At 57.7% G+C, this 20,919-nt stretch carries 20 protein-coding genes and 1 other RNA gene; 9 read left to right on the top strand and 12 right to left on the bottom strand.

Going from position 1 to position 20,919, the window contains the following annotated elements; all coding sequences use genetic code 11:
* Positions 1-179 precede the first annotated feature (179 nt).
* Both rnpB and rsmI read right to left on the bottom strand, forming a co-directional pair.
* An RNA gene (gene rnpB, locus ACSQ87_RS05950) (RNase P RNA component class A) lies at positions 180-533 on the bottom strand.
* Positions 534-608: 75 nt separating this feature from the next.
* The gene (rsmI, locus tag ACSQ87_RS05945; protein ID WP_223429668.1) at positions 609-1,514 is read right to left on the bottom strand and encodes a 16S rRNA (cytidine(1402)-2'-O)-methyltransferase; all 906 of its coding nucleotides are present in this window, start codon (positions 1,512-1,514) and stop codon (positions 609-611) included.
* A gap of 177 nt (positions 1,515-1,691) precedes the next feature.
* Here rsmI and ACSQ87_RS05940 point away from each other — a divergent pair, with 177 nt between their 5' ends.
* The 4 genes from ACSQ87_RS05940 (at position 1,692) to ACSQ87_RS05925 (ending at position 5,138) form a co-directional block, all read left to right on the top strand.
* On the top strand, positions 1,692-3,503 hold the full coding sequence (locus ACSQ87_RS05940) for a penicillin-binding protein activator (RefSeq protein ID WP_150659108.1): 1,812 nt from the start codon (positions 1,692-1,694) through the stop codon (positions 3,501-3,503).
* Positions 3,503-3,865 carry a YraN family protein gene (locus tag ACSQ87_RS05935; RefSeq protein ID WP_436273527.1) on the top strand — a complete coding sequence of 121 codons (363 nt, stop codon included), beginning with the start codon at positions 3,503-3,505 and terminating at the stop codon, positions 3,863-3,865. The genes ACSQ87_RS05940 and ACSQ87_RS05935 overlap by 1 nt, the downstream gene beginning before the upstream one ends.
* A 104-nt stretch (positions 3,866-3,969) precedes the next feature.
* Positions 3,970-4,563, top strand: coding sequence for a phosphoheptose isomerase (locus ACSQ87_RS05930; protein ID WP_008025961.1), 594 nt, complete (start codon positions 3,970-3,972; stop codon positions 4,561-4,563).
* Positions 4,560-5,138 (top strand): BON domain-containing protein, encoded by a 579-nt coding sequence (locus ACSQ87_RS05925; protein WP_056853208.1) that lies wholly within the window; start codon positions 4,560-4,562, stop codon positions 5,136-5,138. Before ACSQ87_RS05930 ends, ACSQ87_RS05925 begins: the two co-directional genes overlap by 4 nt.
* Before the next feature lie 51 nt (positions 5,139-5,189).
* Here the strand turns inward: ACSQ87_RS05925 and ACSQ87_RS05920 are convergent, their stop codons facing one another.
* The 7 genes from ACSQ87_RS05920 to rplM all read right to left on the bottom strand — a co-directional run bounded on the left by ACSQ87_RS05920 (position 5,190) and on the right by rplM (position 10,075).
* Complete coding sequence (locus ACSQ87_RS05920; protein WP_008155980.1) at positions 5,190-5,603, bottom strand: ClpXP protease specificity-enhancing factor; 414 nt, start codon at positions 5,601-5,603, stop codon at positions 5,190-5,192.
* A 16-nt stretch (positions 5,604-5,619) separates the two neighbouring features.
* Positions 5,620-6,237, bottom strand: a complete 618-nt coding sequence (locus ACSQ87_RS05915; RefSeq protein WP_008155978.1) for a glutathione S-transferase N-terminal domain-containing protein — start codon at positions 6,235-6,237, stop codon at positions 5,620-5,622.
* 148 nt (positions 6,238-6,385) lie between these two features.
* Positions 6,386-7,168 (bottom strand): cytochrome c1, encoded by a 783-nt coding sequence (locus tag ACSQ87_RS05910; RefSeq protein WP_436273526.1) that lies wholly within the window; start codon positions 7,166-7,168, stop codon positions 6,386-6,388.
* The gene (locus ACSQ87_RS05905) at positions 7,168-8,379 is read right to left on the bottom strand and encodes a cytochrome b (RefSeq protein ID WP_223429666.1); all 1,212 of its coding nucleotides are present in this window, start codon (positions 8,377-8,379) and stop codon (positions 7,168-7,170) included. Before ACSQ87_RS05905 ends, ACSQ87_RS05910 begins: the two co-directional genes overlap by 1 nt.
* A complete protein-coding gene (gene petA / locus ACSQ87_RS05900; RefSeq protein WP_007905300.1) occupies positions 8,379-8,972 on the bottom strand; it encodes a ubiquinol-cytochrome c reductase iron-sulfur subunit in 594 nt (197 codons plus the stop codon). The genes ACSQ87_RS05905 and petA overlap by 1 nt, the downstream gene beginning before the upstream one ends.
* A 267-nt stretch (positions 8,973-9,239) precedes the next feature.
* Entirely contained in the window at positions 9,240-9,632 is a 393-nt protein-coding gene (rpsI, locus tag ACSQ87_RS05895) for a 30S ribosomal protein S9 (protein ID WP_003216038.1), read from the bottom strand.
* A gap of 14 nt (positions 9,633-9,646) precedes the next feature.
* The gene (rplM, locus tag ACSQ87_RS05890; RefSeq protein WP_007905295.1) at positions 9,647-10,075 is read right to left on the bottom strand and encodes a 50S ribosomal protein L13; all 429 of its coding nucleotides are present in this window, start codon (positions 10,073-10,075) and stop codon (positions 9,647-9,649) included.
* Positions 10,076-10,320: 245 nt separating this feature from the next.
* On the opposite strand from rplM, the gene ACSQ87_RS05885 reads away from it, so the two are divergent.
* Positions 10,321-11,361: an NADP(H)-dependent aldo-keto reductase gene (locus ACSQ87_RS05885; RefSeq protein WP_046048263.1), complete on the top strand. Its 1,041-nt coding sequence runs from the start codon at positions 10,321-10,323 to the stop codon at positions 11,359-11,361.
* A 122-nt stretch (positions 11,362-11,483) separates the two neighbouring features.
* On the opposite strand, the gene ACSQ87_RS05880 is transcribed toward ACSQ87_RS05885, so the two are convergent.
* The gene (locus tag ACSQ87_RS05880; RefSeq protein WP_046048264.1) at positions 11,484-12,620 is read right to left on the bottom strand and encodes an acyl-CoA dehydrogenase family protein; all 1,137 of its coding nucleotides are present in this window, start codon (positions 12,618-12,620) and stop codon (positions 11,484-11,486) included.
* Positions 12,621-12,864: 244 nt separating this feature from the next.
* Here ACSQ87_RS05880 and ACSQ87_RS05875 point away from each other — a divergent pair, with 244 nt between their 5' ends.
* From ACSQ87_RS05875 to ACSQ87_RS05860, 4 genes are all read left to right on the top strand, one after another.
* A complete protein-coding gene (locus ACSQ87_RS05875; RefSeq protein ID WP_173860460.1) occupies positions 12,865-13,761 on the top strand; it encodes a GlxA family transcriptional regulator in 897 nt (298 codons plus the stop codon).
* A 224-nt stretch (positions 13,762-13,985) separates the two neighbouring features.
* The gene (locus ACSQ87_RS05870) at positions 13,986-15,923 is read left to right on the top strand and encodes a flavin monoamine oxidase family protein (RefSeq protein WP_436273525.1); all 1,938 of its coding nucleotides are present in this window, start codon (positions 13,986-13,988) and stop codon (positions 15,921-15,923) included.
* 237 nt (positions 15,924-16,160) lie between these two features.
* On the top strand, positions 16,161-17,048 hold the full coding sequence (locus ACSQ87_RS05865; RefSeq protein ID WP_223429664.1) for a nitrilase family protein: 888 nt from the start codon (positions 16,161-16,163) through the stop codon (positions 17,046-17,048).
* Between the two features lie 16 nt (positions 17,049-17,064).
* On the top strand, positions 17,065-18,267 hold the full coding sequence (locus tag ACSQ87_RS05860) for a hypothetical protein (RefSeq protein ID WP_436273524.1): 1,203 nt from the start codon (positions 17,065-17,067) through the stop codon (positions 18,265-18,267).
* A 95-nt stretch (positions 18,268-18,362) separates the two neighbouring features.
* On the opposite strand, the gene zapE is transcribed toward ACSQ87_RS05860, so the two are convergent.
* Together zapE and ACSQ87_RS05850 are read right to left on the bottom strand one after the other, a co-directional pair.
* Entirely contained in the window at positions 18,363-19,457 is a 1,095-nt protein-coding gene (gene zapE, locus ACSQ87_RS05855) for a cell division protein ZapE (protein ID WP_046048269.1), read from the bottom strand.
* 91 nt (positions 19,458-19,548) lie between these two features.
* Complete coding sequence (locus ACSQ87_RS05850) at positions 19,549-20,904, bottom strand: tryptophan--tRNA ligase (protein ID WP_436273523.1); 1,356 nt, start codon at positions 20,902-20,904, stop codon at positions 19,549-19,551.
* Positions 20,905-20,919 lie beyond the last annotated feature (15 nt).

Below are 20,919 nucleotides of genomic sequence, written 5' to 3'. Positions count from 1 at the left end.
CGTGTCATCCTGCTCAATAACTTGAACCAGCACTGAAGGCTGCGCTCGAAAGTTAAAGTAGTTTGTTAAGAGTAAGATTTTTTTGGTATTACGAAAGTGCTTCTGCTGTTGATTCTGTAAGGAGGGAAATTGCTACTACAGGCGCCCTGCTCAATGATTAAAGCAGGGAGGGGAAAAAGGTGGAGAGTCGATCTGTAAGCCGGGTTCTGTCTTGAACAGTCATTCGTCTACGATGGCCATCACTGGACATCTTTAGCAACCTACCCGGTCCCAGCGCGGGCCACGCCTTGGGACCCTATTTGGTCTTGCTCCAAGTGGGGTTTACCTAGCCACGAACTGTTGCCAGACGTGCGGTGCGCTCTTACCGCACCTTTTCACCCTTACCGGCGCCGAAGCGCTTAGGCGGTTATTTTCTGTGGCACTTTCCGTAGGCTCACGCCTCCCAGGCATTACCTGGCACTTCGCCCTATGGAGCCCGGACTTTCCTCCCCCCCCTAATTTTCATAGAGGGCAGCGACTGTCCGATCGACTCTCCGCCGCGAAGATTAACGGCAGAGCGGCCGAAGGACAAGCGCTAAACGCCTTGGGCCACGCCTGCACGTCGGTTTTTACTCGCCCTTCTGTTTATCCAGCGCGACCTGATAGAGCACATTCTTGCGCTCGCCGGTAATTTGCGCCGCCAACGCCGCGGCTCGCTTGAGCGGCATTTCTTCAAGCAACAGATTCAGAATGCGCATCGCTTCACTGCTGACGGCGTCTTCGGTCTCGGGGGCAGACCAACCCGCCACCAACACCACGCACTCACCGCGCTGCTGATTGCTGTCTGACTCGACGAACTCGCGCAACTCGGCCAGCGGCAAGCCTTTAAGGGTTTCGAAAGTCTTGGTCAGCTCGCGCGCCAGCAACGCTGGACGCTCACCACCAAACACCAACTCCATGTCTTGAAGGCACTCAAGGATCCGGTGTGGGGCTTCATAAAAGATCAGCGTGCGCGGCTCTTCTTTTACCAGTTCAAGTCGAGCGCGCCGACCGACAGCCTTGGCCGGCAGAAAGCCTTCGAAGATGAAACGGTCCGACGGCAACCCCGCCGCCGACAACGCTGCGATCAACGCGCAGGCGCCCGGAACCGGCACCACATTGATACCCGCAGCACGAGCCTGACGCACGAGGTGATAACCCGGATCGGAAATCAACGGCGTGCCCGCATCGGAAATCAGCGCCACATCGTCGCCGGCGAGCAAGCGTGTGATAAAGCGGCTACCTTCATCCCGCTCATTGTGTTCATGGCAAGCTGCCAGCGGTGTAGGAATGCCGAAATGCTGCATCAATCGCTGTGAGTGACGGGTGTCTTCGGCGGCGATCAGGGCGACCTCGCGCAGGATTTTCAGCGCACGCGCGCTGATGTCGTCCAGGTTGCCGATGGGCGTCGCCACCACATAAAGCGAGCCAGCAGCGGAATTCAAAGCACCTGGAGCAGTCAAAGCGCACACCTCATGATCGGTAAAAACCGCCATTGTAGCGCGTCGTGAGGTTCGCGATACGCGCAAGCAACCCTCGGTTTTGCAGCCTTTTGTGCAGTGCTGCAACATTTGCACGAGCTAAATTGATCGATTCACACCAGTAACATCGCGCCCCGGCCAGTGCTTGGGTACAATTCCACGCTAATTTGATCGAGTATCAGGAACACTTACATGATCGCTTGCCTGCGGCTGCTCACTGCCCTCTGCCTCGCTGCCTTGCTGGCGGCTTGCGCCAGCTCGCCCTCCTCCAGCCTTGGCGAACTTCCTCGGACCCCGGATGCCAGTATCGAGCAATTGCTCGCACAGGCAGCTCAAAGCAAAGACCCGGAAAAAGCCTCCCTGTTGCGCCTGAGCGCAGCAGACCTGGCCTATCGTCAGGGGAATGCCGGCCAGTCCGCGCAAATCCTGCAACAAGTCCCCGTCGAAACACTCAAGCCTGGACAACAGGTTTTCGCCAGTACCCTGGCGGCTGAACTGGCCATGGTTCGCAATCAGCCCAAAGCGGCGCTGACAGCCTTGAGTCATCCGAGCCTGCAACGCCTGAGTGAACTGCCGGTTGAGCAACAGGTTCGCACCGGCACCGTCCATGCCCGCGCCCTTGAAGCCGATGGCCAGACGCTGGCCGCCGCACGGGAGCGCATCTTCATCGCGCCAATGCTTGAAGGTGAAGCCGCGAGCAAAAACCACGAAGCTATCTGGACCCTGATCGCCTCGTTGCCGACCGACCAGTTGCAGCCAACCACTACCGACGACCTCGGCGGCTGGATGGGCCTGGCGCTGGCTGTGAAAACTGCCGGCACCCTGGAACAGCAGCAAGCCGCGATCGACAACTGGCGCGCACAGAATCCAAAGCACCCGGCCGCCATTCAATTGCCGCTACCACTGACCAAGCTCAAGGAACTGGCTAGCCAGCCCCTGAGCAAAATCGCCCTGCTGCTGCCACAGGACGGCCCGCTGGCGTCGGTCGGCAAAGCACTGCGCGAAGGTTTCATGGCTGCTCACTACCAGGCCCAACAAGCCGGGCAGAAGCCGCCAGCCATCGAGTTCTATGACAGCTCGCGCCTGACGTCCCTTGATGAGTTCTATCGCAAGGCTCAGGCCGACGGCGTGCAACTGGTCGTCGGCCCGCTGGAGAAACCGCTGGTCAAACAGCTCAGTGCTCGCCCGCAACTGCCGATCACCACCCTGGCGCTGAATTACAGCGAAGGCGCACAAGGTCCGGCCCAACTGTTCCAGTTCGGCCTTGCGGCTGAAGACGAAGCCCGCGAAGTGTCCCGCCGCGCTCGCGCCGATGGCCTGCATCGCGCAGCCATCATGGTGCCGAAAGGCGAATGGGGCGATCGCGTGTTGAGAGCGTTCAGCCAGGATTGGCAGGCTAACGGTGGCAGCATCGTCGCCACCGAACGCGTCGACCAACCGGTTCAACTGGCCCAGCAAATTGCCGACATGTTCCAGCTGCGTCAGAGCGAAGGTCGTGCCAAGAGCCTGCAAAGCACCGTTGGCGGGCAGGTAGCTGCGCAGCCTTCGCGTCGCCAGGACATCGAGTTCATCTTCCTGGCCGCAACGCCTCAGCAAGCCCAGCAGATCAAGCCGACCCTGAACTTCCAGTACGCCGGCGACGTGCCGGTTTATGCCACCTCCCACGTGTTCAGCGCCAGCGGCGATGTAAATCAGTACAACGACATGAACGGCATTCGCTTCTGCGAAACCCCATGGTTGCTGGAGGCCAACGATCCACTGCGCAAACAAGTGACCGCTCAATGGCCACAAGCTGCTGGCAGCCTGGGCCGTCTGTACGCGATGGGGGTTGATGCCTATCGCCTGGCACCACGCCTGGGTCAACTCAAGGCTCTGCCGGACAGCCGCATCGAAGGTCAATCGGGCAGCCTGGGCATGACTCAGAACCAACGTGTGGTCCGCCAGTTGCCGTGGGCACAGTTCGTCAGCGGCCAGGTTCAACGCCTGCCGGACACCCCGCGCTGATGCCCGACAGATCACGCCAGCAAAGCGGTAAAGATGCCGAGCGCCATGCGCTCGAGCATCTTCAACAACAAGGTCTGCGCCTGCTGGCGCAGAACTGGTTGTGTAAACGCGGTGAGCTTGATCTGGTCATGCTTGATGGCGATACAGTAGTATTCGTAGAAGTCCGCTACAGAAAAAACACTCACTGGGGTGGCGCGCTCGATAGCATTGATGAGCGCAAACGGCAGAAGCTGATATTTGCCGCGCAGTATTTTCTTCAGCGCGAGTCGCGCTGGGCCAATTCCCCTTGCCGTTTCGACGTGGTTGCCATCGACAGCAACCTCGATCAGTTGAACTGGTTGCAGAATGCCTTCGACAGCTGATCGCGTGCGCCCCGAACCGGACACTTTCACCCAACACTTTTGCTCTTTGCTTTGCGGGCTGCACATTCATGTGCCGAGTAGCCGCGCTAATTAAGGTCACACAGATGGACATGCAATCCCGAATTCGCCAGCTTTTTCAGGCCAGTATCGATACCAAGCAAATGGCGATGGACGTACTTGCACCGCACATCGAGCAAGCCAGCCAAGTGATGGTCAACGCCCTGCTCAACGAAGGCAAAATGCTGTCCTGCGGCAACGGCGGCTCTGCCGGTGATGCCCAGCACTTCTCGTCCGAGCTGCTCAACCGTTTCGAGCGCGAGCGTCCGAGCCTGCCAGCGATTGCGCTGACCACCGACAGCTCGACGATCACCTCGATCGCCAACGACTACAGCTACAACGAAATCTTCTCCAAACAGATCCGCGCCCTCGGCCAGCCGGGTGACGTATTGCTGGCGATTTCCACCAGCGGCAACTCGGCAAACATTATTCAAGCGATCCAGGCCGCACATGATCGCGAAATGATTGTCGTAGCATTGACCGGTCGCGATGGCGGCGGCATGGCGTCGCTGCTATTGCCCGAGGACGTCGAGATTCGCGTACCGGCCAACGTCACCGCACGTATTCAGGAAGTCCACCTGCTGGCGATCCATTGCCTTTGCGATTTGATCGACAGCCAACTGTTCGGGAGTGAAGAATGACCCCTAATCGCCTAGGCCTTCTGGCCTTGACCCTGTGCCTCGGCATCAGCGGCTGCACCTCGGTGGTTAACGCCAGCCGTGAAGCACCGATTGAAGATGACCGCGGCACCCGCACCTTCGGCAGCAAGATCGACGACTCTCTGATCGACACCAAGGTCGGCGTGAACATCGCCAAGGCCGATCCAGCCCTGGATAACGACTCGCACATCGTCGTCACCAGCTTCAACGGTGTCGTGCTGCTCGCCGGGCAAACCCCGCGCGCCGACCTCAAGGCCAAGGCCGAACAGGCCGCTGCGGCTGTTCAGCGGGTGAAGACAGTCCACAACGAACTGCAAATCTTGCCACCTTCCGGATTCCTTGCCCGCCAGAACGACACCTGGCTGACCTCCAAGATCAAGACCCAGATGCTCACCGATCCGAACATTCCGGGCTCGCGCATCAAGGTTGTCACCGAGAACGGCATCGTCTACCTGCTGGGCCTGCTGACCAAGCAGGAAGCTGCCCAAGCCACCAACCTGGTGCAAGGCGTTTCCGGGGTGCAGAAGATTGTGAAGTTGTTTGAATACATCGACTGACACGCAACACGCAGGCACAAAAAAGGCGATCCTTGCGGATCGCCTTTTTTATTACTTCACCACCTTCAAACTCGGTCGACCGCTGGGACGCGGCGGCTCGCTGTCGGGTGGCGGAATATCGTCATCCGGCTCGATCTCTTCCTCGTCTTCCATAGGCGATTCCAGATCGAACACCATGCCCTGACCGTTCTCCCGGGCGTAAATACCCAGGATCGATGCGATAGGCACGTACAGGGTGTGCGGCACGCCACCGAAGCGCCCTTCGAAGCTGACCGCTTCGTTGTCCATGTGCAGATGACGCACGGCTGCCGGCGATACGTTCAGGACAATCTGTCCGTCACTGGCAAAACCCTGAGGCACCTGCACCGACGGATACTCGGAATTGACCAGCATGTGCGGGGTGCAATCGTTGTCCACAATCCACTCATAGAGCGCGCGGACCAGGTAAGGTCGACTGGAGTTCATAGCGGCTCCTTAAGCCTTAGCGCATATCGCGTTCGACACCAGACAGACTCGCCTGGAAAGCCTCACGCGCAAACGAGCGCTCCATGTAATCAAGCAGCGGCTTGGCAGGCCGCGGCAGTTCAATACCCAGAATCGGCAATCGCCAGAGTATTGGCAATAGGCAGCAATCCACCAGACTTTGTTCCTCACTGAGGAAAAACGGCTTGTCGGCGAACAACGGCGACACGCCGGTCAGGCTTTCGCGCAGCTCTTTACGAGCCACGACACGGGCTGCTTCCTTGGACCGGGAATCCAGGATCAGATCCACCAGACCACACCAGTCACGCTGAATACGATGAATCAGCAGACGGCTGTTGGCACGCGCCACTGGATAAACCGGCAGTAAAGGCGGGTGCGGGTAACGCTCATCCAGATATTCCATCACCACGGTCGACTCCCACAACGCCAGGTCACGATCGACCAGGGTGGGCAAGCTGCCGTAAGGGTTCACTTCAATCAGTTTAGGCGGCTGGCGACCAGCCTCCACGTAAATGATCTCGGCGCTGACACCCTTCTCTGCAAGTACGATACGCACTCGGTGGGAATAGTGGTCGGCGGGGTCGGAGTAACAGGCCAACCGATTGGTCACGCCCATGGCGGTCCTCCTCGCTTGTTGAAATTATCGGAAACGGAAAAACGCGCGCGCCCAGAGGGCGCCTCCCGTAACGCCTGGATCACCAGGCTCGTTACACCTTCAGAGACGCCCTTGGGCGCGCGCGATTGACAGCAATTTTACAGCAATATCAATGGACGTCTTTCCAGTATTCACGCTTGAGCAAGTATGCGAATACGAAGAAGAACGCCAGGTACAGCAACACATAGGTACCGATGCGCTGATGCTGCAGCTTCACCGGGTTGGCCGAGTAGGCCAGGAAGGTCACCAGATTCTTGACCTTCTCGTCGAACTGCTCTTCGTTCAGCGTGCCGGTTTTCGGCAGCACGGTCAGCTGGTCGCAGGCTTCATGAGTCAAAGCCGTGCCCGTCAGCGGATCGTATTGCTTCTTGCCGTCTTCGACGATTTGAACTTGTTTACAGCCTACCACCTGACGACCCTGCAGGCCGACCAGAACGTTAGGCATCCCGACGTTCGGGAACACCTTGTTGTTCACGCCCCAAGGACGCGTTGGGTCTTCGTAGAAAGACTTCAGGTAACCGTAGAGCCAGTCAGTTCCACGAACGCGGGCGACCAGGGTCAGGTCGGGCGGCGCCGCACCGAACCAGGTCTTGGCGTCAGCCGGCTGCATGCCGACGCTCATGTGGTCGCCGATCTTGGCGCCGGTGAACACCAGCTTCGAGAGCATCAGGTCGTGCGGAATGCCCAAGTCATCGGCGACACGCTCGTAACGCTGGAACTTGGCGCTGTGGCAGCCCATGCAGTAGTTGGCGAATGTACGCGCGCCATCCTGCATGGCAGCCTTGTCGGAAACGTCGATGTCGACCTTTTCGAGCTCAGGACCACCGTGTTCGGCCGCGAAGGACAGCACAGGCAAAGCAGCAAGAATCAGTACAGCAAATAGCTTTTTCATCAGCCAGTCACCCTTTCCGGAACCGGTTTGGTCTTCTCGAGCCTGGTGTAGAACGGCATCAGAATGAAGTAGGCGAAGTACAGGAAGGTACATACCTGCGACAGCAACGTCCGCTCAGGGGTTGGGGCCAGTACGCCCAGCACGCCCAGGATCACGAACGAGATGCAGAACACCCAGAGCCAGATCTTGCTCATCCACCCTTTGTAGCGCATCGACTTGACCGGACTACGATCGAGCCATGGCAGGACAAACAGCACAGCGATGGCCGCACCCATGGCGATAACGCCCAGGAGCTTGTCCGGAATCGCCCGCAGAATCGCGTAGAACGGTGTGAAGTACCAGACCGGAGCGATGTGCTCTGGTGTCTTGAAGGCGTTCGCCACTTCAAAGTTCGGCTTCTCGAGGAAGTAGCCGCCCATTTCCGGGAAGAAGAACACGATCGAGCAGAAGATGAACAGGAACACCACCACGCCGACGATATCTTTCACGGTGTAGTACGGGTGGAAAGCAATGCCGTCCAGCGGTACGCCGTTTTCGTCTTTGAATTTCTTGATGTCCACGCCGTCCGGGTTGTTCGAACCGACTTCGTGCAGCGCCAGAACGTGCAGCACCACCAGACCGAGGATCACGATCGGCAAGGCCACAACGTGCAGGGCGAAGAAGCGGTTCAGAGTGATACCGGAAATCAGGTAGTCACCACGGATCCACTGAGTCAGATCGTTGCCGATGACCGGGATCGCACCGAACAGCGAGATGATCACCTGGGCACCCCAGTAGGACATCTGCCCCCACGGCAGCAGGTAACCCATGAAGGCTTCAGCCATCAGCGCCAGATAGATCAGCATACCGAAGACCCACACCAGCTCACGCGGCTTCTGGTACGAACCGTAGAGCAAGCCACGGAACATGTGCAGATAGACCACGATGAAGAACGCCGAGGCGCCGGTGGAGTGCAGCAGACGCAGGATCGAGCCGTACTCGACGTCGCGCATGATGTATTCGACGGAAGCAAATGCCTCTTCCGCCGACGGGGTGTAGCTCATGGTCAGCCAGACACCGGTAACGATCTGGTTGACCAGAACGAGCAGTGCGAGGGAACCAAAGAAATAGAAGAAGTTGAAGTTCTTCGGGGCGTAGTACTTGCTGAGATGGTCTTCCCACATTTTGGTCGCGGGAAAGCGCGCATCAACCCAATCCATGAACTTGCTCATCACGCTTTCTCCGTATCGACGCCAATGACAATGATGTCATCGGTCTCATAGGAATGCGGGGGAACTGGCAGGTTCAAAGGCGCAGGTTGCGACTTGTAGACGCGGCCAGCCAGATCGTAGTGGGAACCGTGGCAAGGGCAGAAATAACCACCTACCCAGTCCTTGCCCAGATCCGCAGGTGCCACTTCTGGACGGAAGGTCGGCGAGCAACCCAGGTGCGTGCAGATACCGATCAGCAGCAGAACCTCTGGCTTGATCGACCGCGTTTCTGGATCGACGTAGGTCGGTTGTGTCGAGTTCTTGGAGGTCGGGTCAGACAACTGGCCCTCGATCTTTTTCAGATTCCCCAGGATTTCCTCGGTACGGCGGACAATGAACACCGGCTGACCGCGCCACTCAGCAATCATCTGCTGACCTGGCTCGATTTTGCTGACATTCACCTTCACCGGTGCACCTGCGGCTTTCGCCTTGGCACTGGGAAACCATGACCCCACGAACGGGACCGCAGCCCCCACCGCTCCTGCAGCACCCACCACGGATGTGGCTGCTACCAAGAAGCGACGCCGGCCTGCATTCACGCCGTCATTGCTCATTCAGTCCTCTCCCATCAGCTTTGTGGCCTGTTAAATCAGGCGTCTACTAAGTAAAAATCTGAACTTATAAAAATTTTGCCGAATGGTAATGAAAAGCCCCAATTCTGACAAGGTAATTACCGAGGGGCTCCACTGCCAAGCCTTGCAGTATAGGGCTTCTACGGCTGTGGCAAGTTGTCACAGAGCAATTCTTTGATAAATCGCGCCCATAAAAAAACGCCCAGCTTCGCGAGGAAACTGGGCGTTCTTTTTGAACGTAAAAGCGAATTAACGCTTCGAGTACTGCGGACGCTTACGCGCTTTACGCAGACCAACTTTCTTACGTTCAACTTCACGTGCATCGCGAGTAACGAAGCCAGCTTTGCGCAGAGCGCCACGCAGGGTTTCGTCGTACTGCATCAGTGCGCGAGTGATACCGTGGCGGATTGCGCCAGCTTGACCACTTACACCACCACCGATCACGGTGACGTAGATGTCGAATTTCTCGACAGTCTCAGTCAGTTCCAGCGGCTGACGAACTACCATGCGGGCAGTTTCGCGGCCGAAGAAATTTTCCAGGGTGCGGTTGTTGATGGAGATGTTACCAGTACCCGGACGCAGGAAAACGCGTGCGGTTGCGGTCTTGCGACGGCCAGTGCCGTAATTTTGAGTCGCCGACATAATGAACTATTCCGTTAAAACTTCAGTTCTTGGGGCTGCTGAGCAGTATGAGGGTGTACAGCGCCCGCATAGACTTTCAGCTTACGATACATGTCGCGACCCAGTGGGTTCTTAGGCAGCATGCCTTTAACCGCGGTCTCGATCACGCGCTCAGGGGCTTTAGCGATCAGCTTTTCGAAGTTGATCGACTTGATGCCGCCCGGGAAACCGGAGTGGGAGTAGTAGATTTTGTCGGTGGTTTTAGCACCGGTTACACGAATCTGCTCGGCATTGATAACGACGATGTAATCGCCGGTGTCAACGTGAGGAGTGTACTCAGCTTTATGCTTGCCACGCAGACGGCTCGCGATTTCGGTGGCCAGACGACCCAGGGTCTGACCTGCAGCGTCGACGACAAACCAGTCGCGCTGTACTGTTTCCGGTTTAGCAGTAAAAGTTTTCATTCTTTATAGCCTCAGGGGCCGCCCTGTAAATTAGACGGCGGATCTTACTGAATAGTGCGTACTTTGACAAGTCAAAGGCAGCCGGATACAGACGCTTTCGGGGGCTCGGGTCGGCGCGTCCGTTCAACGGCAAGATTCTTCGGCGGCGGCGCATCACTTCCACTGCAGAAAGAGGTGCGCAATTATGCAGATTGCGAAAAATAATTCAACCTGCTTTTATGATTGTTTTGCCCAAGGAGCACCCGATGGACTATCGCCAGCTAGGCCGAACCAATCTGAACGTGAGCGCCATCTGCCTCGGAACCATGACCTGGGGCGAGCAAAACAGCGAGGCTGAAGCCTTCGCCCAGATTGAACGGGCCAAGAGTGCCGGGATCAATTTCATCGATACCGCCGAGATGTACCCGGTGCCGCCCAAGGCCGAAACCTACGCCACCACCGAGCGCTACATCGGCAATTACTTCAAAAGCCGCGGTGATCGCGCTGACTGGATCCTCGCGAGCAAGATCGCCGGCCCCGGCAACACCATCGACTACATCCGCGACAAAAACCTGCGACACAACCGCCAGCACATCACCGAAGCCGTGGACGCCAGCCTCAAGCGCTTGCAGACCGACTACATCGACCTCTACCAGCTGCATTGGCCGGAGCGCAGCACCAATTTCTTTGGTCAGCTCGGTTACAAACACCAGACCGAAGCCAACCTCACGCCTCTGGAGGACACCCTCGAAGCGCTGGACGAACAGGTCAAGGCCGGCAAGATCCGCCACATCGGCCTGTCCAACGAAACTCCGTGGGGCACCATGCGCTTCCTCGCCCTGGCCGAAGCCCGTGGCTGGCCGCGCGCCGTGTCGATCCAGAACCCGTACAACCTGCTCAACCGCAGCTTCGAAGTCGGACTGGCAGAAATCGCCATCCGCGAACAGTGCGGCCTGCTCGCCTATTCGCCGCTGGCGTTCGGTTTCCTGTCGGGCAAGTACGAAGGTGGCGCGCGTCCGCCCAAAGGCCGCCTGAGCCTCTACAGCCGCTTCAGCCGCTATTTCAACCCGCAGTCGGAAGCCGCGTGCAGTCGTTATGTGGCACTGGCGCGTGAACACGGCCTGGATCCGGCGCAAATGGCGTTGGCGTTTGTCACTCAGCAGCCATTTGTGACCAGCAACATCATTGGCGCGACGACGATGGAGCAACTGGAGAGCAACATCGCCAGTTTTGATCTGAAATTGTCGGAAGAGGTACTGGAAGGGATCGAGGCGATTCACAAGGATCACCCGAATCCTGCACCTTGATTGATTCATAGACCCATTCGCGAGCAAGCCCGCTCCCACATTTAATCGAGTTCTACTGGAAGAATACGGTCGAATGTGGGAGCGGGCTTGCTCGCGAAGGCGTCAACCCAGTCACAGCAAAATCAAAGCGACCGCGCAATAATCTCCTTCATGATTTCATTGGTCCCCGCATAAATTCGCTGCACCCGCGCATCCGCCCACGCCCGGGCGATCGGGTATTCCCACATGAAACCGTAACCGCCATGCAACTGCACGCACTCGTCGAGCACCTTGCATTGCAGGTCAGTGCCCCAGTACTTGGCCATCGCCGCGGTTGGCACGTCGAGCTTGCCTTGCAGGTGCAGTTCCAGACAGCGATCGACGAAGACCCGACCGATCTGAATCTCGGTCGCCATCTCCGCCAGTTTGAAGCGGGTGTTCTGGAAGTCGGCGATCGCCTTGCCGAATGCCTTGCGCTCGCGGGTGTAATCCAGCGTCCATTGCAGCGCAGCTTCAGCCGAAGCAAGCCCGCCGATGGCAACGGTAAGACGCTCTTGAGGCAATTCCTGCATCAGGTACGCGAAGCCCATCCCGGCCTGCCCCAACAGGTTTTCCTTGGGTACCCGAACGTCCTGGAAGAACAGTTCCGAGGTGTCCTGAGCCTTCATGCCGACTTTTTCCAGACGCTTGCCCTTGGCGAAGCCTGGGGTGTTGGCTTCCACCAGAAACAGGCTGGTGCCTTTCGCGCCAGCCTTCGGATCGGTCTTGGCCACGACAATCACCAGGTCAGCGAGAAAGCCGTTGGTGATGAATGTCTTCGAACCGTTGATCACATACTCGTCGCCATCGAGCACCGCGGTGGTTTTCACCCCTTGCAGGTCGGAACCGGCACCCGGCTCGGTCATGGCAATCGCCGTGACCATCTCGCCAGACACCAGTTTCGGCAGGTATTTGTGTTTCAGCGCTTCACTGCCGTAATGCAGGATGTACGGCGCGACGATGTCCGAATGCAGGGAAAAACCGATACCGGTCAGGCCGAGACGACCGATCTCTTCGATCACCACTGTGCTGTAGAGAAAGTCCGCCCCCAGGCCGCCGTACTCTTCCGGCAGATGCGAACACAGCATCCCCGCCTCCCCTGCCTTGTTCCAGAGTTTGCGGTCGATATAGCCTTGTTTTTCCCATTGCCCATGGAACGGCACGGCCTCTTTTTCGAGGAACGTTCGCACGCTGTCGCGAAAAAGTTCGTGCTCGGAGCTGAACAAGGTTCTGGGGATCATGCGGCACCTGTCGTTATTGTTAGCCGGAATTGACCTTCAGAGACTATGCCCCGCACCCGATACAGGACACTGGACACATCAGACAAAAAATAAGACGATCCAGCCGTCTGGTGACCACTTTCCCCTATAAGAATAAAGTTGAATTATGTCTAACCAAGTCTCCACGCCTTTGCGGCGCGTCAGCATCCTGGCTATCGACCGGGTTTTCGCTTCCACCCTCATGCAAGCCAAGGATTTCTTCCACCTGGCCAGCCTGCGTTACGGCAAACAACTGGGCCAAGGCCTGACGCCGGCGTTCGAAACCCGCCTGGTCAGCCCCGACGGCAAACCGGTGAACAGCTTCAGCGATGTAATCATGCCGGTGGACGGCGGCCTGGAAAACGCGGACATCATTGTCCTTCCAGCCTTCTGGGACGATTTCGATACCCTTTGCCAACGTTATCCACAGGTCCTGCCTTGGCTGCGCCAGCAACATGCTCGCGGCGCAGTACTCTGCGGCGAAGCTACCGGGGTGTTCTGGCTGGCCGAGGCCGGGCTGCTCGACGGCAAGGAAGCGACCACTTACTGGCGCTTCTTCAATGCGTTTGCCGAACGCTTCCCGCGGGTTCAGCTCAATCAGGACAAGCACCTGACCGACGCCGACAACCTGTATTGCGCCGGCGGAACCACCTCGGCCTGCGACCTTTACATTTACCTGATCGAACGCTTCTGCGGCGCCAACGTGTCCCAGGCCGTGGCGCGGGACATTCTTTATGAAGTGCAGCGCAGCTACTCGCCAGGACGAATCGGTTTCGGCGGCCAGAAGCTGCACCAGGATGTGATCATCCTGCAGATCCAGCACTGGCTCGAAGAACACTTCGCCGACAAATTCCGCTTCGAAGACGTGGCTCGCGAACACGGCATGAGCATCCGCAATTTCATGCGGCGCTTCCAGACCGCCACCGGCGACAAGCCGCTGCATTACCTGCAACGACTGCGCATCGAAACCGCCAAGGGTCTGCTCTCCGGCAGCCGCAAGAGCATCAAGACCATCAGCTATGAAGTCGGTTACGACGATGCGAGTTTCTTTGCGCGCTTGTTCCGCCAGCACACCGAGCTGTCGCCGAACCAGTATCGGCAGCAGTTTCAACAGGCAGCATAACTGTTGATACACGCGCCGCCACGGAATTGCCAAGCGGCGCCTGTTTCAGAATTAAACTGCAAACACCAACGGTGTTTAAAGATAACGATCGCGTGATTATTTCCCTTACATGAAAAACGGAATACAGAGTACCGAACAAGTCCTTTGTGCTCTTGCGAGCCGCTTACCGAGAACCCCAATATATTCTTCCCGCCAGCTGAACTGCACTTCAGGGAAGATCATCAATGACCACAGAAACAAGTTCCCAGCTTCTATCACTTAACGCCAAGACCGAAAATCTCCAGGCTAAAAATAAATGGTCAGGCCGATTCCCAAATCCGCCGGACTTATGCTTTGACTACCGAGCGTTAATTGAACAGAAACACGGCGTAGCAAAGGCAACTGATCCCACCCATAAAATATGCATCATTGGCGCAGGCGTTACCGGACTCACTGCTGCCCGAGAACTTTATCGTTGCGGTTTTACCGACGTGACACTGATAGAACAATCGACACGCATTGGCGGCAGGCACCTGACCGTCCATGGCAGCCATCCAACAAAAGAAAGTCATACACCTTTCGAGATGGGCGCCATGCGTCTGCCATTTTTCAATAGAGAAAACGAGCCACCCAAAGAGGGCCGATCGCTGATGGCTTACTACGCCAAGGCATTTGACCTGGCGCTATCGGACTTCCCCAATCCGGGAAGTCAGTGGGTGAGTTCGACAGGCATTTATCTTCAGGAAGGCAGCCTGGGTGGTCGCGCGGATCCGCACATGTTGATCTGGACAAATGAAGACGGCTTGACGCCTCCACCCGACGAGGCGCTGCAAACGGTTTATGCCAAGTGGAAAGCCTTTGCCGCCAGGATGACTCGCCAGATTGCGCTGATCTACGCCACACAGGAGTGGGAAGCCGTCTGGGCGGCCATCGTCGACAGGTACGAGCGTGTTTCGTTTCGCGACCTGGTCTGCATGCCGGTGCTGGAAACCTGGAGCAAGGACAAAACTGGAGATTTCGGCGGAGTCGGAATGACCTCGTACGAATCCACCCTGTTCTATTCGATTGGCATCGGCGATGGTAGCTGGGGCGCTTTTTATGACGTGTGCGCGCTCTACCCACTGCGTACCGCCATTTTCGGATTCAGCAGTCGCCTGCAACTGGTTCACGGTCGGGTCGATTCGTGCGGCGAACCGCTTCCCGCGCCTTACTTGCACAGCGACGCTGTTCTCGATGCGAAGGGTCTGCCTTTCGACAGCCCGCGCTACATCGGCCTCGCGGCGCTGGACGAATGCCTGCTGTTCATGAACACCGACAGCGCGCACACGTCGTTCTACGAACATTGTCTTGAAAGAGGCGACGGATTTTTCACCGATTCATCCGTCAACAAACTGAAGAAGCTGGACGATCAAAAAGTACGCGTCTACTACACATGGAAATTCAGCCAGCCCTGTCAATCACAGGAACTGTTCGATGACTTTGACGCTGTCATCATGACCCTGCCTTCATGGCTGATTGAAACAGGTATCCGACTCGAAAACTTCAATCAGCAGATGTTGCCATTCGCGATGATCAACGCTTACAAAACAGCGCACTGGGAAACAAGTTGCAAAGTGTACGCCCCCTTAAACAAATCATTCCTTTCAAGCCAAACCCGAATCCCCCAAGCGATTGTGACCGACAGTTTCATTCATGACGTATACAGCTATCGCTATAACGAGAATTATCCATACGACTGCATATTACTAAGCTACACATGGGAGGATGACGCCACCAAACTGGCGCTGTTTAACGACCAGGAACTGGTGGCGAAGTGCGTAGAGGAACTCGACCGGATACTGATGAATTCCGCCAATGTTCAGGAGAGGATTTCTCCCTACATTCAAACTGAACATGCCGTGGTCCAACGCTGGATGACGGACAGAAACGCTTTGGGTTGTGCAAAGTTATACAGGCCCGGCACTTATTACGACGCGGTGAGCCTGATGAAGTACAACCGGGATTTCTCGCCTGTGTCCGGTCTGTATTTCTCCGGCGAATCGTTTTCAGTCGATGCCGGCTGGACAGAGCCCTGCTTTCGCGGCGCCGTGGATGCCGTAATTCATATCTGCAATAAAACCGCAGCGGTATTCAACGGCGGATTCTGCATGAGCGACTACCCGCAATACCGCGTCCGCAACTGACATCCGGCGCCATCTCCCAGAACCAATGCACCCTGAGCGTTGGTTCTGTCTCTGCGCAACCGCTCTATTACGCCATCTTGCGCCCCGACAGAAGCATTCGGGCGCCCTGCCCTGCGCGATCTTCGGACACGGACTACAGCTCAAACGGAAGCCGCTGACTTACGCAAAAACGCCATTTCAACTCTCATAAACACGCAGCTAAACAGCGTGAATAACAATAAAAAGAGGTCATCGAAAATGAGCGAGCCAACAAGTCCTGTTCGTATAGCAGTCGTGCAATTCGATCCACAAGTCGGCAAAGAGAAACGTGCAGGTAATCTGCGTCATGGTCTGGAGTTGGCCCTGGAGGCGGTAAACGGCGGCGCGAATCTCATCGTGCTGCCCGAGCTTTGCAGCACAGGTTATTTCTTCAGCAATCGGCAAGACGCGTTCGACCATTCGGAGGTGATTCCCGACGGGCCAAGTGTGCAAATCTGGGTGGACTTCGCCCGTCAGTACAAGGTTTACCTGGTGGCTGGCTTGACTGAGCGCGATGGCATGCGGCTGTTCAACACCGGCGTTCTGGTCGGGCCTGACGGTTTTATCGGCAAGTATCGCAAAGCCCATTTGTGGAACCTGGAGAAGCTGTGGTTCACGCCGGGAGATTTGGGCTTTCCGGTTTTCGACACGCCTATTGGCCGTATCGGATTGTTGATCTGCTGGGATATCTGGTTCCCGGAAGTGCCGCGAATCCTCAGCCAGCAAGGCGCGGACATCATTTGCAGCCTGAACAACTGGGTGTGGACGCCTCCGCCGCTGTTCGATGACGCCGGCAAGTGCATGGCGTCGTACCTGACCATGACAGCTGCCCATGTAAACAACGTGTTCATCGCCGCCGCCAGCCGGATCGGCGAAGAGCGAGGGGCTCGTTACCTGGGTTGTTCACTGATTGCCGGCACCAATGGCTGGCCGATTGGCGCCGTGGCTTCAGCGGACCAGGAAGAAATCCTGTTTGCCGATATTGACCTGACCAGCTCCCGCAGTGCGCCGATCTGGAACAGCCTGAACGATCTGCATCGCGATCGTCGCACCGATCTCTACGATCAAATGCTCGGTTACACCCAACACCCTTGTCTGCCGCGCTGATAAGGGGGCATGACTGATGGAAACCACAACCGAAAGAAACCGGCTTGCCGGCAGGTCGCCGCTGGATCTTGCAATCATCCTGCTGATGATCGGCACGACACTGCTGATTGTCTGGCTTTCATTCACCTACCGTTCCGCCTGGGAAGCGCATTGGCCAAGTTACAGTGACATGGTCTCGAGTCTCCCCGAACCCGGTGCCTGGTTGCGCTGGGTACTGGGCGACATCAGCGAGGTTGCGTTCTACAAACACGAGTTCGCTTCAATAGGGCTGTTGGCCGGCGCCTATCTGGCTTATTGGGCGAATCGAACGGGAAAAGCCTGGCAAGGTTTTGCCATCTCCTATGGGACGCGATTATGGCCGTGGCTGGTGACCAGTTCGTTGCTGGGGCTGTTGCTGAGTAACCTGCTGTGGGGCTGGACGGTCACGGCCACCCGTTGGCAACCGACGTTTGCAGCGTTTGTTTCGTTGCCAGCGGCGATGGTGCTGATGTTTGGCGGCGGCTGGAAGGTCACAATCAATGGCGCAATCATGGGCGCCGTGTTCGTCACTCCGATGTGCTTGTTGATCGTCAATTACGTCTGCAACCCCCTCGGATTGCCGGCGGTGATCGGCAATGTCACGGGCATGGCGGTCGCCAGCGTCGGCGCTTTTCTGCTCTGTCATTACCTGCCGAGCCTGGTGAAATCCGACCCACCCAAGAAACCGCCCTCCCCTGTGCCCGTACCCGCCATCACCAAAACGCCCGATTATGGTGTCGTGTGGAGCCTGCGCCGGGTGTTGGCCGACTTTTCGGAAGCGCCGTTCTTTGGCAATGAATGGGCCAGTCTCGGTTTGATCGCGGGCGCCTTGATGGCTTACACCTTGAACCCCACAAGCCCGGTGTATGGCACGGGCTTGCTGCCCCAACTGATCGCCGCGCAAGCGTTGACCTCGGCGTTAGGCGTAGTGATCTGGCGTCAGCAATGGATATTGCGCGGCTGGTATCCCACCTACGTTCCGTTGGTGTCAGTCGTACCGGCGGCCGTTCTGACGTACGGCGGCAGCTGGCAGGTGATCACCGCGAGCGCACTGCTGGGCGCACTGATTGCGCCACCCCTGGCCTGCGCCATTGCCCAGCGGGTGCCGGCCTACATGCATGCCTACATCGGTAATGTCCTGTCCATGGCCATCAGCACCTTGCTGATCATTCCGATTATCGGACTCCTGATAGCCAACTGACGCACGCTGTCATCCGGCTGTGGCCAAGCAAACGGGGTTTTTTCAGCGCACAAAAAAGGCCTGCAATGCAGGCCTTTCTCATTTACCGAAATGTCCTACGGCTTATGCGCCCGGGACAGGAATTCGTGGGACTGCATTTCCAGCAGACGACTGAGCGTGCGCTGGAACTCGAAGTTCAGGCGACCGCCGGTGTAGAGGTCTTTGAGCTCGACTTCAGCGGAAATGATCAGCTTCACGTTGCGGTCGTAGAACTCGTCGACCATGTTGATAAAGCGTCGGGCGATGTCGTCGGTGGTGACGCTCATCTGTTCGACACCGCTGAGCAACACGGCGTGGAAGATCTTGCCCAGTTCGATGTAATCGTTCTGGCTGCGCGGGCCGTCGCAGAGTTCGCGGAAGTCGAACCAGGCCACGTCATCGCACGTGCGCACGGCACGGATTTCGCGGTTCTCGATCATCAACACATCGTTCTCGATGGCTGCCGTGCATTCCGGCGTCAGGGCGCGGAAGCTCTTGCGCAGGCTTTCGTGGGACGCATCATCCAGCGGAAAGTGGAATAGCTCCGCTTGTTCAAGGTGACGCAGACGATAATCGACGCCGCTGTCGACGTTGACGATCTCGGTGTTCTGCTTGATCAGCGCAATGGCTGGCAGGAAGCGCGCACGTTGCAGACCGTCCTTGTACAGACCGTCCGGGACGATGTTCGAGGTCGCGACCAGGGTCACGCCGTTCTTGAACAGCTCTTCCATCAGCGTGCCGAGGATCATCGCGTCGGTGATGTCGGACACGAAGAACTCATCGAAACAAATCACCCGGGCTTCATCGGAGAAGCGCTTGGCGATGATGGTCAGCGGGTTTTTCTCGCCGCCGAGGGTCTTCATCTCTTCGTGCACGCGCTTCATGAAGCGGTGGAAGTGAGTGCGGACCTTTTCCTTGAACGGCAGCGCTTCGAAGAAGGTGTCGACCAGATAGGTCTTGCCCCGGCCGACGCCGCCCCAGAAGTACAGACCCTTGACCGGTGCCGCGTCTTTCTTGCCAAACAGTTTGCCGAACAGACCCGGTTTGCTGTGCGAGGCCGCGACCAGATCGTCGTACAGGCGCTGCAAATGGCGCACCGCAGTTTCCTGCGCGGCGTCATGAAAGAATTCCGGGCGTTTCAGATCAGCTTGATATCGTTCTAGGGGCGTCATAATTCGTTAGCAAGGCAACAAAAACGGGCCGTCACTGTAGCGACGGCCCGTGGGAATGGCAATCGGCCCTTGGTCGGGCCGAGCCGTTGATTTATTCCTGAACCGGCGTCAGAGCAACCCGCAGGGTCTCGATGGCAGCATCGCGAGCGGCGCTGTCAGCAAAGGCCGGGCTGTCGGCAACGCACTCGCCTTCCAGCCAGACGCTGAAGCTCAGGTCTTCGTTGCGCACGTCCAATGGCTGACCCGATTGCAATTGCTTGGTCACCTGGCCTGCGGTTTTACCGTCGGCGAAGTTGCGCGACAGCAGCAGTTGCTCGCCGTCGGCCGCCAGCAGACGGAAGCGAAAACTGCCGTCGTCTTCACGAAAGCTGACGAAACGCGCGGCTTTCGCGGCTTTCTTCTTGGTGGTGGTCGCGACCTGAGCCTGAGCGACGAAAGAGCGCAGGCCAACCGCTTCACGCAGTTCGTGAAGGAACGGTGTCGCCACCGAACGAGCCTTTTTGGCGCCGATCTGCAGGATGTCTTCCAGGTCTGCAGGGCGTTCGATCAGTTGGTGATAACGCTCGCGGGACTCGCCCAGCTCGCTGTCCAGCAGCTGGAACAGACGATTCTTCGCCTCGCCCCAGCCCAGGCCTTGCAACAGTTCGCTGCGGAATTCGTCGGACTGCGCCGGGGTGGCGAAGGCCTGGAACAAGGTGAACAGGTGCGAGTTGTCTGGATCTTTCGCCTCGCCCGGTGCACGGGAGTCGGTAACGATCCGCGAAATGGCGTCCTTCATTTCCTTGGCGCGGCTGAACAACGGAATGGTGTTGTCGTAGCTCTTCGACATCTTGCGGCCGTCGAGGCCCGGCAGCGTGGCAACGCTTTCTTCGATCAGCGCTTCAGGCATGGTGAAGAACTCTTTGCCCTGACCGAACAGATGGTTGAAGCGTTGACCGATGTCACGGGCCATTTCCACGTGCTGGATCTGATCACGACCGACCGGCACCTTGTGGGCGTTGAACATCAGAATGTCCGCGGCCATCAGCACCGGGTAGCTGTACAAGCCCATGGTGATGCCGGCGTCCGGGTCTTCGCCGGTTTCGACGTTCTTGTCCACCGAGGCCTTGTAGGCGTGGGCGCGATTGAGCAGGCCCTTGGCGGCGACGCAGGTCAGCAGCCAGGTCAGCTCGGGGATTTCCGGGATGTCGGACTGGCGATAGAAGGTTACACGGTCCACATCCAGGCCACCGGCCAGCCAGGTCGCGGCGATTTCCAGACGCGAGCGCTGGATGCGCAGCGGGTCATCGCATTTGATCAGGGCGTGGTAGTCGGCCAGGAAGTAGAACGAATCGGCATTGCTGTCACGGCTGGCGATGATCGCCGGGCGGATGGCGCCGGCGTAGTTGCCCAGGTGCGGCGTGCCGGTGGTGGTGATGCCGGTGAGGATACGGGTACGAGTCGTCATGGGTAATCGCTTGTC

Source organism: Pseudomonas sp. LjRoot277 (assembly GCF_964253845.1).
Classification (GTDB): Bacteria; Pseudomonadota; Gammaproteobacteria; order Pseudomonadales; family Pseudomonadaceae; genus Aquipseudomonas.
This window is presented reverse-complemented; position numbering and strand designations above follow the sequence as displayed.